13 protein-coding genes are annotated in these 12,726 nt (G+C 62.4%); 7 read left to right on the top strand and 6 right to left on the bottom strand.

The genetic code is table 11. The features are described 5' to 3' along the window. Window positions 1–43: 43 nt before the first annotated feature. The gene (bglX, locus tag AC1M7R_RS18015; protein WP_072399223.1) at window positions 44–2,335 is read left to right on the top strand and encodes a beta-glucosidase BglX; all 2,292 of its coding nucleotides are present in this window, start codon (window positions 44–46) and stop codon (window positions 2,333–2,335) included. Between the two features lie 133 nt (window positions 2,336–2,468). Here bglX and AC1M7R_RS18010 read toward each other — a convergent pair whose 3' ends face one another. From AC1M7R_RS18010 to AC1M7R_RS17990, 5 genes are all read right to left on the bottom strand, one after another. Continuing rightward, complete coding sequence (locus tag AC1M7R_RS18010) at window positions 2,469–3,626, bottom strand: phospholipase D-like domain-containing protein (RefSeq protein ID WP_490609789.1); 1,158 nt, start codon at window positions 3,624–3,626, stop codon at window positions 2,469–2,471. A 1-nt stretch (window position 3,627) separates the two neighbouring features. Continuing rightward, on the bottom strand, window positions 3,628–4,218 hold the full coding sequence (locus AC1M7R_RS18005; RefSeq protein ID WP_072399226.1) for a YceI family protein: 591 nt from the start codon (window positions 4,216–4,218) through the stop codon (window positions 3,628–3,630). Between the two features lie 114 nt (window positions 4,219–4,332). Further along, the gene (locus AC1M7R_RS18000; RefSeq protein ID WP_072399228.1) at window positions 4,333–4,641 is read right to left on the bottom strand and encodes an amidase; all 309 of its coding nucleotides are present in this window, start codon (window positions 4,639–4,641) and stop codon (window positions 4,333–4,335) included. Next, window positions 4,638–5,732 carry a serine hydrolase domain-containing protein gene (locus AC1M7R_RS17995; RefSeq protein ID WP_490609788.1) on the bottom strand — a complete coding sequence of 365 codons (1,095 nt, stop codon included), beginning with the start codon at window positions 5,730–5,732 and terminating at the stop codon, window positions 4,638–4,640. Before AC1M7R_RS17995 ends, AC1M7R_RS18000 begins: the two co-directional genes overlap by 4 nt. A 120-nt stretch (window positions 5,733–5,852) precedes the next feature. Further along, complete coding sequence (locus AC1M7R_RS17990; protein WP_072399232.1) at window positions 5,853–6,725, bottom strand: acyl-CoA dehydrogenase middle domain-containing protein; 873 nt, start codon at window positions 6,723–6,725, stop codon at window positions 5,853–5,855. A gap of 144 nt (window positions 6,726–6,869) precedes the next feature. On the opposite strand from AC1M7R_RS17990, the gene olsB reads away from it, so the two are divergent. Next, window positions 6,870–7,625, top strand: a complete 756-nt coding sequence (olsB, locus tag AC1M7R_RS17985; RefSeq protein ID WP_072399234.1) for an L-ornithine N(alpha)-acyltransferase — start codon at window positions 6,870–6,872, stop codon at window positions 7,623–7,625. Next, a complete protein-coding gene (locus AC1M7R_RS17980) occupies window positions 7,625–8,419 on the top strand; it encodes a lysophospholipid acyltransferase family protein (RefSeq protein ID WP_072399236.1) in 795 nt (264 codons plus the stop codon). The genes olsB and AC1M7R_RS17980 overlap by 1 nt, the downstream gene beginning before the upstream one ends. Before the next feature lie 114 nt (window positions 8,420–8,533). Here the strand turns inward: AC1M7R_RS17980 and AC1M7R_RS17975 are convergent, their stop codons facing one another. Beyond that, complete coding sequence (locus tag AC1M7R_RS17975) at window positions 8,534–9,118, bottom strand: acyl carrier protein phosphodiesterase (RefSeq protein WP_072399238.1); 585 nt, start codon at window positions 9,116–9,118, stop codon at window positions 8,534–8,536. 154 nt (window positions 9,119–9,272) lie between these two features. On the opposite strand from AC1M7R_RS17975, the gene AC1M7R_RS17970 reads away from it, so the two are divergent. The 4 genes from AC1M7R_RS17970 (at window position 9,273) to AC1M7R_RS17955 (ending at window position 12,687) form a co-directional block, all read left to right on the top strand. Beyond that, entirely contained in the window at window positions 9,273–9,575 is a 303-nt protein-coding gene (locus AC1M7R_RS17970) for an ArsR/SmtB family transcription factor (protein WP_003198672.1), read from the top strand. Window positions 9,576–9,592: 17 nt separating this feature from the next. Then, window positions 9,593–10,759, top strand: coding sequence for an MFS transporter (locus AC1M7R_RS17965; RefSeq protein WP_076405244.1), 1,167 nt, complete (start codon window positions 9,593–9,595; stop codon window positions 10,757–10,759). A 37-nt stretch (window positions 10,760–10,796) separates the two neighbouring features. Continuing rightward, window positions 10,797–11,846 (top strand): alkene reductase, encoded by a 1,050-nt coding sequence (locus AC1M7R_RS17960; protein WP_072399242.1) that lies wholly within the window; start codon window positions 10,797–10,799, stop codon window positions 11,844–11,846. A 334-nt stretch (window positions 11,847–12,180) separates the two neighbouring features. Beyond that, a complete protein-coding gene (locus tag AC1M7R_RS17955) occupies window positions 12,181–12,687 on the top strand; it encodes a hypothetical protein (protein WP_072459302.1) in 507 nt (168 codons plus the stop codon). Window positions 12,688–12,726: the final 39 nt, after the last annotated feature.

Raw genomic sequence — 12,726 nt, 5'->3', positions numbered from 1 at the left:
GGCGTGTACTGATCCGCCCTTTAGGCTTGCGAGAAAACTATTCATGAAGAAGCTGTGTTTGCTGGGCCTGTTTGTCAGTCTGGCCAGTCAATCCGTATGGGCCGACAACCTGCCAGTCCCCATGGAGAACAAGGATGCCTTCATCAGCGACCTGATGAAGCAGATGACCCTAGAGGAAAAGATCGGCCAATTGCGCCTGATCAGCATCGGCCCGGAAATGCCCCGGGAGATGATCCGCAAGGAAATCGCCGCCGGTAACATCGGCGGCACGTTCAACTCCATCACTCGCGATGAGAACCGTCCGATGCAGGACGCGGCCATGCGCAGCCGGCTGAAGATCCCGATGTTCTTCGCCTACGATGTGATCCACGGCCACCGCACCATTTTCCCGATTCCCCTGGCCCTGGCCTCGAGCTGGGACATGGACGCCATCTACCGCTCCGGCCGCATCGCCGCCAAGGAAGCAGCGGCCGACAGCCTGGACATCACTTTCGCGCCGATGGTGGACATTTCCCGCGACCCGCGCTGGGGCCGCACCTCCGAAGGCTTCGGCGAGGACACCTACCTGGTGTCGCGCATTGCCGCCGTGATGGTCAAGGCCTTCCAGGGCAAGGGCGCCAACGCCGCCGACGCCATCATGGCCAGCGTCAAGCACTTTGCCTTGTACGGCGCGGTGGAAGGTGGCCGTGACTACAACACCGTGGACATGAGCCCGGTGAAGATGTACCAGGACTATCTGCCTCCCTACCGCGCCGCCATCGATGCCGGCGCCGGCGGCGTGATGGTCGCGCTGAACTCCATCAACGGCATACCGGCCACGGCCAACACCTGGCTGATGCACGACCTGCTGCGCAAGGAATGGGGCTTCAAGGGCCTGGCGGTCAGTGACCATGGCGCCATCTTCGAGCTGATCAAGCATGGTGTCGCCAAGGACGGTCGCGAAGCAGCGAAGCTGGCGATCAAGGCCGGCATCGACATGAGCATGAACGACTCGCTCTATGGCAAGGAACTGCCGGGGCTGCTCAAGGCCGGCGAGATCGAGCAGAGCGACATCGACAACGCCGTGCGCGAAGTGCTCGCCGCCAAGTACGACATGGGCCTGTTCAAGGACCCGTACCTGCGCATCGGCAAGGCCGAGGATGACCCGGCCGACACCTATGCCGAAAGCCGCATGCACCGCGCCGATGCCCGTGACGTGGCGCGCCGCAGCCTGGTGCTGCTGGAAAACCGCAACCAGACCTTGCCCCTGAAGAAGACGGCGAAGATCGCCCTGGTCGGCCCGCTGGCCAAGGCGCCGATCGACATGATGGGCAGTTGGGCCGCCGCCGGCCGGCCGGCGCAGTCGGTCACGGTGTTCGACGGCATGGCCCGTGCCTTGGGCGGTGAGTCGAAGTTGATCTATGCCCGTGGCGCCAACATCACTGGCGACAAGAAGGTCCTCGATTACCTGAACTTCCTCAACTTCGACGCCCCGGAAGTGGTGGACGACCCGCGTCCGGCCCAGGTGCTGATCGACGAAGCGGTGAAAGCCGCCAGGCAGGCCGACGTGGTGGTGGCCGCCGTGGGCGAGTCCCGTGGCATGTCCCACGAATCGTCGAGCCGTACCGAACTGAACATCCCCGCCAGCCAGCGCGAGCTGATCAAGGCCCTGAAGGCCACTGGCAAGCCGCTGGTACTGGTGTTGATGAATGGCCGTCCGCTGTCGCTGCTGGAAGAGAAGCAACAGGCCGATGCGATCCTGGAAACCTGGTTCAGCGGCACCGAAGGCGGCAACGCCATCGCCGACGTACTGTTCGGCGACTACAACCCGTCGGGCAAGCTGCCGATCACCTTCCCACGCTCTGTAGGCCAGATTCCGACCTACTACAACCATCTGAGCATCGGCCGGCCGTTCACGCCGGGCAAGCCAGGCAACTACACCTCGCAATATTTCGACGACACCACCGGTCCGCTGTACCCCTTCGGCTACGGTTTGAGCTACACCGAATTCAGCCTGTCGGACATGGCCCTGTCCTCCACCACGCTGAACAAGACCGGCAAGCTGGACGCCAGCGTGACCGTGGAGAACACCGGCAAGCGTGATGGCGAAACCGTGGTGCAGCTGTATATCCAGGACGTGACGGGCTCGATCATCCGTCCGGTGAAGGAACTGAAGAACTTCCAGAAGGTGATGCTCAAGGCCGGTGAGAAAAAGGTCATCCACTTCACCATCACCGAAGACGACCTGAAGTTCTACAATGCCCAGCTCAAATACGCGGCGGAGCCGGGCAAGTTCAATGTGCAGATCGGCCTGGATTCCCAGGACGTGAAGCAGCAGAGTTTCGAGTTGCTCTGACCTTCGGAACAACTTGATTTTCCCTGTGGGAGCGAGCTTGCTCGCCATGGCGTCAGATCAGCCGCATCGACATTGGCTGACACTGCGCCATCGCGAGCAAGCCCGCTCCCACAGTTGTATCTGGGTGTTCGGGCTAGCCGCGTCGATCCAACAGGTTGACCACCAACCGATCCACCAGCCCCCATAACCGTTGCTTGAAGCGCTTCCACAACGGCCAACGCTGCCAGGCGTCCAGGCTGACCTGCTGGCTCTGGGCGAAGTCTCGCTCGAAACTGGCCGCCACCGCAGCGCTGAGTCGCGAATCGAGGGCCTCGAGGTTGGCCTCCAGATTGAAGCGCAGGTTCCAGTGATCGAAATTGCAGGAACCGATGCTGACCCAGTCATCCACCAGCACCATTTTCAGGTGCAGGAAACAGGGCTGGTATTCGAAGATCTTCACCCCGGCCTTGAGCAGGCGCGGGTAATAACGATGCCCGGCGTAACGCACCGAGGGATGATCGGTGCGTGGGCCTGTAAGCAACAGCCGCACGTCGATGCCCCGGGCCGCGGCTTTGCGCAGGGAACGGCGCACGTTCCAGGTCGGCAGGAAATAAGGCGTCGCCATCCAGATCCGTTTCTGCCCGCTGTTCAACGCCCGGGACAGGGACTGCAGGATATCCCGGTGCTGGCGGGCGTCGGCATAGGCCACCCGGCCCATGCCCTCGCCCACCGGCGGTACACGAGGCAATCGCGGCAGGCCGAAGTTGGAGGCCGGCTTCCAGGCACGACGGTGACGGTTGGCGAGCCACTGGCGGTCGAACAGCAACTGCCAGTCCAGCACCAGCGGGCCGACGATCTCCACCATGACTTCGTGCCATTGGCTGCGGTCGTCGAGGGGGTTCCAGAATTCATCGGTCACCCCGGTGCCGCCCACCACCGCCAGACGCTGGTCCACCAGCAGCAGCTTGCGATGATCGCGATAGAGGTTGCGCACCCAGCGGCGCCAGCTCAGGCGATTGTAGAAACGCAGCTCCACCCCCGCCTCCAGCAGGCGGTTGCGCAGGCCCAGGGTAAACGCCAGGCTGCCATAGTCATCGAACAGGCACCGCACGCGCACGCCCCGCTCGGCTGCCTGGACAAGGGCCTGGACCATCGCCTCGGCGCAAGCCCCCGCCTCCACCAGGTACAACTCCAGCTCGACCTGTTCCTGGGCCCGGGCGATTTCCACCAGCATGCGCGGAAAAAACTGCGGACCGTCGATCAACAGCTCGAACCTGTTGCCCTCACGCCAGGGAAATACCGGGCCGCTCACGTCAACGCGCCGTGAAAATCAGCACCGCATTCACCGGCACCGACAGGCTGATGGCTGACAGACCGGCCAGGTTGCGCAGCTTTTCCAGGCCCGGCGCCAAGTCGAAGTCCGCCGCGTTGAGCACCAGCGGCTCCAGGGTCACCACCTGGAAACGTCGTTCATCCAGGCGCGTCGCCAGCAGTTCGACGATGTATTCATGCTGCTTGCCATGCAGGTCCACTGTCAGCGGCAGGCGCAATTCCAACTGCGCGCCATTGGCCAGGTCCTGGATAGGGACCAGGTCGATCCGCGCCGTAACGGTGGCTTCGGCAAATTGCTTGATCTCGAACAGCTCGGCCCGCATGCGTTCGTCTCGCAGGGGAATGCCGCTGTTGATGGACTCCAGTTCCACCTCCAGGCGAGCCAGGCCATCGGGCTGGACCTGACCGTGGAGAACCAGGAAACGCTGGACCTCGGAAACGTTGCCGTTCTTGCTGCTGATGAACGACAGCCGCGACGATTCGCCGTCCAGGTACCAGTCGGCCTGGGCCGGCAGCGCGGCGCAGGCCAGCAGTAAGGTCGCGACAGCGTGAGAGAAAGACCGCTTGAACATACACACTCGGAGGGCAGATAAACCTGTGGCGAACCTTAACCGGGCCAGGGGCCGTTGCAAACAGTCTGTTTCAACAACTGCCAGAAACACCGATGATCCAGGGGATTTATCGAGTCACTCCAGGCGGCACCCCTGTCGCGCGCCCATCCACCGCGCGCTATTGCTGCGTCCCAGCCCGGCGACCACGACGCGTTTGTCCTCGGGCGTGTCGAGAAAGTCGCTGATGGGCACCGACTGTTTCACATAGCCACGGCAGTAATCCGCCGGTTGCTCCATCACATAGCGGCATGAGCAGTATTGCTTGGCGGTGTAGGCGCTGATGATGTCGGGAAAGGCCCGCAGCGCCACCCGCTCGAGCCAGATCCAGCCCATCAGGGCAACCAGAAACACCGACACCAGCGTGAACAGCCACTTGCGCCTCATGGCCGCACCCCTTCGGCGAATGCCGCCATGGCTCGCTTGAGCAATTCGTTGTGGCGATAGCTGCCATCGCGATCATCGCCATAGCGCACGATGACCAGCCGGGCGCTGGGAATGATGTACAAGGCCTGCCCCCAATGCCCCAGTGCGGCGTAAGTGTCCGGTGGCGCGTCGGGCCAGGGATGGAGGGAGCGGTCGGCGGCGCGATTGAGCCACCAGTGGCCACCGGGCACGGCTTCGTCCTGGCCAGCCTGGAACCGGGTGAAAGGTTCGCGATTGAACGCAACCCACTCCTTGGGAATCAATTGCCGCTCGCCCCAGCGGCCGTCCCGTTGCATCAACAACCCGACACGCGCCAGGTCCCGCGCCGTGAGGTAGGCATAGGACGAACCGACGAAGGTGCCGCTGGCATCGGTTTCCCAGGTTGCCTGGCGGATACCCAACGGTTCGAACAGCGCCGTCCAGGGGTAATCGGCGTATCGCGTCGGCCCGACAATGTTTTTCAACGCCGCCGCCAGCAGGTTGCTGTCACCGCTGGAATAACGGAATACCTGCCCCGGCGGACTGAAACTTTCATGCTGCGCAGTGAACGCCGCCATGTCGTGGCGTCCGCGGGTGTAGAGCATCGCCACCACGGAGGACTTGAGTGGCGCGTATTCGTAGTCTTCCTGCCAATCCAGGCCCGAGGCCCAGTGAAAAAGATCGGCCAGGGTCACGCCCGGGTGCTTGCCCAACGCCGGGTAGTACCGGGCGACCGGCTCTTGCAGGCCAAACAGTTTTTCACCGTAGGCCACGCCGAACACCGTCGCCAGCAGGCTTTTACTGATGGACCAGGTCAGGTGCGGGGTCTGGGCAGTGGTCGGTCCGGCGTAGCGTTCGTAGACCAGCCGACCGTCCTGGATCACCAGCAGCGCATCGGTGCGGATGCCCTCACGGTTTGCATCGTCCCGGGGTGGGAAGGCGTATTGTTCCAAGGCTTCGATGGCCGGCCCGCTCGGGGTCGGGCCACTTGGCCATTGCTCGCCGGGCCAGTCTTCGGCCTGGACGCTCAGGTTGAGTATCAGCAACGGAATCAGGAACCAGCCTTTGGACATGCTTGGGGCTCGCAGGATTGAACCTTCAGAGCCTATGCAGACTTGATGACAATTTGAGTGTGTGTGCCCCCTTGTGGGAGCGAACTTGCTCGCTCCCACAAGGGGTGGTCGTCTGGAGGACTATCCCAACGCCTTGGCCAACCGCTTGGCCCGCGCGCCCGCCGCCATCTCCATCACCGCTTTATCCCGCGTCCACATCTCGCGCCACGGCGCAGGCCCGGCGGCCAGTGCGGTATTCAGTTCGCCATCAAGCCCGTCGAACTGCGCGAACAACCCGCCCAGCAGCACGTGCCCGGACGCGCTGGACGGATTGTGAAGGCTCACCTGCGCGCAACCGGCCAGCAGCGCGAGCAGGCGCAATTGCAACGCCTGGGGCCAGGCGCATTCCTGCCCCACGCCATACAGCCAGGCGGTCATGGCACTGAGCACGTAAAGATCTTCCAAGGTGCGAAACGGCTTGACGTACGCGTCCCAACCGTCCCCCGCCAACAATTCGCACAGCGCGTCGTCGAGCAGGACGCGGCCATGGCTGACGTCTGGCATCAAGGTAATGGCCGGGAGTTTTTCCAGGGTTACGCCAGGCTCGCCGGGATAGACCACGGCCAGGTTCAGTCGTGGCGTTTCACCCGGCGCTTCGCAGCGAGCGGCAATCAGCAGCCATTCGGCGGCATCCCCGGCGGTGACGAAATCCTTGCGTCCAGTCAGGCGCAGATCCGCCAGGCGGGTCTGCATGTCCGCCGGGCGCAGGCTGCGCTGCTCAGTGGCGCACAACGCGCCGAGGCTGTGGGGCGCGCTGGGCCAGAGCGCGCGCAACGCTGCCTGGTAGCCCACCAGGAAGGCCAGTCCCGGTGTCGCCATCAATCGCGCGCCGGCCACCGCCAACTCGAACGGCGTGACCGGCCCCAGGCGTTGCAACAACGCCGCGTACCCCTCGGCCAGGTCCGAATGGGCAGTCAGCCGTTCGCCACGTGCGATCAGGGTTTGCCAAAGCATGGGAGGTTCCTCGAGGGCTGTCATATAAGCATCACCAAAGCTTCATGGTGATGACACCGGGGCTACATAGCCTGACTTTGCACAACATGGCTGCATAAAGAAAGTCGACTGGCTGCAACTGAACAGCCCGCACGGAGATTCGCTATGACTCAGATCGCCCGCATCAGCGACACCGGCAATGAACGCCGCCTGCAAGCCGAACGCCTGGTCGGCGCCCAGGCCTTGCAAGAAGCCCAGGCCCTGCGCTTCAACGTCTTCAGCGGCGAGTTCAACGCCAAGCTCAAGGGCGCGGAAATGGGTCTGGACATGGATGACTATGATGTTCATTGCGCCCACATCGGCGTACGCGACCTGAACACCGGCCGCCTCGTGGCGACCACTCGCCTGCTCGACCACCAGGCCGCCAGTAGCCTGGGACGCTTCTACAGCGAAGAAGAATTCAGCCTCCACGGCCTGGTCCATCTCAAGGGCCCGATCCTGGAGATCGGCCGGACCTGCGTCGACCCGGCCTACCGTAACGGCGGCACCATCGCGGTGCTCTGGGGGGAACTGGCCGAAGTCCTGAACGAGGGCGGCTACAGCTACCTGATGGGTTGCGCCAGCATTGCGATGCAGGACGGCGGCATCCAGGCCCAGGCGATCATGCAACGCCTGCGCGAGCGCTACCTGTGCAACGAACACCTGCAAGCCGTACCGAAAAAACCGTTGCCGACCCTGGACGTGCCGTCCAATGTCATCGCCGAAATGCCGCCGTTGCTCAAGGCCTACATGCGCCTGGGTGCGAAGATCTGCGGCGAGCCGTGCTGGGACGAGGAATTCCAGGTGGCCGATGTGTTCATCCTGCTCAAGCGCGATGACCTCTGCCCACGCTACGCCCGCCACTTCAAGGCAGCGGTTTGATGAGCCGCTCAAGGGTGTACGCGCGGATCGCGCGCGTCCTGCTGGTGGTGGCGCTGGGTCTGGGCATGGCCAGCGTGTTCGGTGTTTTCGAGCGCCTGGGGCTTGCCCACTCCATGGTACGTCGTCAGCGCTGGTCGCGGTTCTTCATGGCACGGCTGAGCAATGCCCTGCCCTTTTCCGTGACCGTCCATGGGCAATTGCCGCGACAGCCGATGCTGTGGGTCAGCAACCACGTGTCCTGGACCGACATCCCGCTGCTGGGCATGCTCACTCCGATGTCATTCCTGTCCAAGGCTGAAGTGCGCACCTGGCCGGTGGCCGGCTGGCTGGCGGCGAAGGCCGGTAGCCTGTTCATTCGCCGTGGCTCGGGCGACAGCCAGTTGATCCGCAAGCAGATGACCCGTCACCTGCAACAGACCCACCCATTGCTGATGTTCCCGGAAGGGACCACCACCGACGGGCGGTCCCTGCGCACCTTCCACGGTCGCCTGTTATCGGCCGCCATCGATGCCGAGGTGGCGCTGCAGCCTGTGGCGATCCGTTACCTGCGCAACGGCGAGCCCGATTCCCTGGCCCCTTTCATTGGCGATGACGACCTGCTGTCGCACCTGATGCGCTTGTTTGCCAACGATCGGGGCGACGTTCACATTTACCTGCTGCAACCCATCGCCTGCCAAGGCCAGGAACGCGCGGCCCTGGCTTTCCAGGCGCAACAGGCGGTACACAAGGCATTGTTCGGAACGATTCCCGAGAAACAGCAAGCGCCGACACGGCCTGCGGCAATTGCGGCCTGACCCGGATCTCTGCGCGGCCCCCCTGTGGGAGCAAGCTGGCTGACGATAGCGGCTTAACATTCAGCAGACGAGCTGACTGATGCACCGCTATCGCCAGCCAGCTCGCTCCCACAATCAGATCCGGGGCGCGGCCTGGTTTTGTACAAAGTCCTGCAACTGCGGGTAAAACAACTGGAAGTCCTCGCTCAGCGGCTCATAGAGCTCGATCAATTCCTTCATCGCCCCAGCCAGTTCCTCAGGCCGGGACAGGCGGCGGGAAATGCCACGCAGTACCTGCCCCAGCACTTCGAATTCCTGATAGGACCCCAGCCAGTCATCCGCCGCCATATACGGCGCGATCTGTGCCAGGCGCCCTGGCAGTTGCGGTTCGGTGCGCAGTACCTGGTAGACACGGGACGTGAAATCCACCAGCGGCCCTTCACCGTACAACGCCCAGTCCCGGGCCAGGCAGTGGTCGAAAAACACATCCAGCACGATCCCGGCATAGCGCCGTCGCACCGTGGAAAACCGCGACAGGGCGATGTCCACCAAAGGGTGGCGGTCGGTGTATTGGTCGATGCGTCGATGCAAGGCGATCCCTGCTTCGATCCGCGGGTCATACAGCCCTTGCAGCGGTCCCTTGACGAAGTCGCCGTAGAGACTGCCGAGCAGTTGTTCCCGGCCGGGGCCGCCGAGGTGCAGGTGCGCGAGATAGTTCATGGGGGCCAGCTTAGCATCGCCAGGCTCATATCGTTATAACCCGATATAGCGATTTGTTCGCTGCTCAGATCGAATCCATATTGGTATATCGCGAAGCAACGATTTAAGGTTCGCCTTATCGCGATATAGCGTTTTACTCACTACGGCTGCCTCCATGACCCTCGACCTCGACGAAATAATAAAAGCCCTGGCACACCCAGTACGGCGAGACATCCTCAACTGGCTCAAGGACCCCAAGGTCCAGTTCCCCGAACAGTTGCACAACCATGAATTCGGCATCTGCGCCGGACAGATCGACCAGCGTTGCGGCCTGTCGCAGTCCACGGTGTCGGCTCATCTGGCGGTGTTGCAACGGGCGGGGCTGATCACCAGCCAGAAGGTCGGTCAATGGCACTTCTTCAAACGCAACGAGGAAGTGATCCAGCAGTTCCTCAAGCAAATGAGCCAAGAGCTCTGATTCGACAAGGACCCGCCATGCCCCTCTCGCTACTCATCCTGGCCCTGAGCGCCTTCGCCATCGGCACCACTGAGTTCGTCATCATGGGCCTGCTGCCCGATGTGGCGGCCGACCTGGGAGTCTCGATCCCGGGTGCCGGCTGGCTGGTGACTGGCTACGCCCTGGGCGTGGCCATCGGTGCGCCGTTCATGGCCCTGGCTACCGCCAGTCTGCCGCGCAAGGCCGCACTGGTGGTGCTGATGGGGATCTTCATCGTCGGCAACCTGCTCTGCGCCATCGCCAGCGACTACAACGTGCTGATGTTCGCCCGGGTGGTCACCGCCCTGTGCCATGGCGCGTTCTTCGGCATCGGCTCGGTGGTGGCCGCCGGCCTGGTGGCGCCCAACAAGCGTGCCTCGGCCGTGGCCCTGATGTTCACCGGCCTGACCCTGGCCAACGTGCTCGGCGTGCCGCTGGGCACCGCACTGGGCCAGGAAGCCGGCTGGCGCTCGACCTTCTGGGCCGTGACCGTCATCGGCGTGGTGGCGCTGATTGGCCTGATCCGCTTCCTGCCGGCCAAGCGCGATGAAGAAAAACTCGACATGCGCTCGGAACTGGTGGCGCTCAAGGGCGCCGGCCTGTGGCTGTCCCTGACCATGACGGCCCTGTTTTCCGCTTCGGTATTCGCCCTGTTCACCTACGTCGCTCCCTTGCTGGGCGAGGTCACCGGCGTATCGCCCCGTGGCGTGACCTGGACCCTGGTGCTGATCGGCCTGGGCCTGACCCTGGGCAACATCATCGGTGGCAAGCTGGCGGACAGGAGCCTGTCGAACACCCTGATGGGCGTGTTCATCGCCATGGCCGTGGTGTCCACCATGCTGAGCTGGACCAGCGTGGCGCTGATCCCCAGCGAAATCACCCTGTTCCTGTGGGCCACCGCCTGCTTTGCCGCCGTGCCGGCCCTGCAGGTAAACGTGGTGACCTTCGGCAAGTCCGCGCCGAACCTGGTTTCCACCCTGAATATCGGCGCCTTCAATATCGGCAACGCCCTGGGTGCCTGGGTCGGCGGCAGCGTCATCGACCACGGCCTGGGCCTGACCGCCGTGCCCCTGGCCGCCGGCGCCCTCGCGGTACTGGCGCTGCTGGTCACCCTGATCACTTTCCGCCGGGGCGGCAATGCCGACCTGGCACCGGCCACCCCTTGATTCTCAACAATCCCTGACACTGACGAGGCAGTCATTCATGACCACCATTTTCGACCCGATCAAACTCGGCGACATCGAACTGAAAAACCGCATCATCATGGCACCGCTCACCCGTTGCCGCGCCGACGCAGGCCGTGTGCCGAATGCGCTGATGGCCGAGTACTACGTGCAACGCGCCTCCGCCGGCCTGATCCTCAGCGAGGCGACCTCCGTCACGCCGATGGGCGTGGGCTATCCGGATACCCCGGGTATCTGGTCCAACGACCAGGTGCGCGGCTGGGCCAACATCACCAAGGCGGTACACGGTGCCGGCGGCAAGATTTTCCTGCAGCTGTGGCATGTGGGCCGCATCTCCCATCCGTCCTACCTGAACGGTGAAACACCGGTTGCCCCCAGCGCCATCCAACCCAAGGGCCATGTCAGCCTGGTTCGTCCACTGGCCGACTATCCAACGCCACGCGCGCTGGAAACCGCTGAGATCGCCGACATCGTCGATGCCTACCGCGTAGGCGCCGAAAATGCCAAGGCCGCCGGCTTCGACGGTGTGGAAATCCACGGTGCCAACGGCTACCTGCTCGATCAGTTCCTGCAAAGCAGCACCAACCAGCGCACCGACAATTACGGCGGCTCCCTGGAAAACCGAGCCCGCCTGCTACTGGAAGTGACCGACGCAGCCATCGAAGTCTGGGGAGCCGGCCGGGTCGGCGTGCACCTGGCGCCACGCGCCGACTCCCATGACATGGGCGACGAGAATCGCCTGGAAACCTTCAGCTACGTGGCCCGGGAACTGGGCAAGCGCGGCATTGCCTTCATCTGCTCGCGCGAGAAGGAAGGCGACGACAGCATTGGCCCGCAACTCAAGCAAGCGTTCGGCGGCCCGTACATCGCCAACGAACGTTTCACCAAGGACCGCGCCAATGCCTGGCTGGCCGAAGGCAAAGCCGATGCCGTCGCCTTCGGCGTGCCGTTCATTGCCAACCCGGACCTGCCGGCCCGACTGAAAGCCGATGCACCGCTGAACGAACCGCACCCGGAAACCTTCTATGGCAAAGGTCCGGTGGGTTATATCGACTACCCGGTGATGTAAGTCAGAAAACCAGGCCTTACCCAAAGCCCCGACTCGAAAGAGCCGGGTTTTTTTTATACCTGCAGTTTTTAGAATCCAACTGACCCGCAACAACCGAAATATCAAATAACAAGACAACAAGCAGCTGCTGTGGATTCAAGCATTCAACAACGCTAATAATAAAGCCCGAACCAATTACTACTCAGCCAATGGATTACCACTTATAAGGTCACAACCATCAATCAATTAAATTCCGATAAATAGTCCATCACGCAACACCTTTTAATAAAACCAAACAACACACTATCAATACCTATGTGGGCTTTAGCGAGCCTGTAAAAAGAGATACCTTACTATGAACATTCTGAAAAGTTTCACCCTTGCCCTGCTATTCGGACCGGCGATGGTTGCCAGCAGCCTGGCCAATACCGGGGTCACCGTGGAGATCACCAATAACACCCCGCGCACCCTGAACATGATCAACATGGTCACAAACCCGGCACAGCCGGCGGACTTGTCCCTGAGCGGTTACGATGTTGCCTCCAAGTCCACTCGAAACATCTATTTCGTCAATAAAAGAAAATACACTTATCCCACTTCCGACTGGCAACCCAGCCTGAGAAAAGTCAAGCCGATCGAAATTCTGCTCTCGTATCAAATGGACGGGTCCGAATTCGGCTGCCAAGTACAAACCCGATTCGAAGCCCCTATCGGTTTTGGTGTTCTCGAACCTCGTTATCGACCCGACTGGAAAAGCAGGACCGCCTACACCGGCAATGGCGAATATACCTGCCGCTCGGAAATTTCCCAGAAGATGCTGGAGCCGCCTTTCAGCTACACCGTCCGCCTTATTGTCGAGTAATTTAATGGACAGTTGCGGATCGCCCCGCACAGGCGCCGC

The sequence above is a fragment of the Pseudomonas sp. MS01C9 genome (assembly GCF_058202755.1).
Note: the sequence above shows the minus strand (reverse complement) of the source record. Positions and strands in the feature narration are given on the sequence as shown.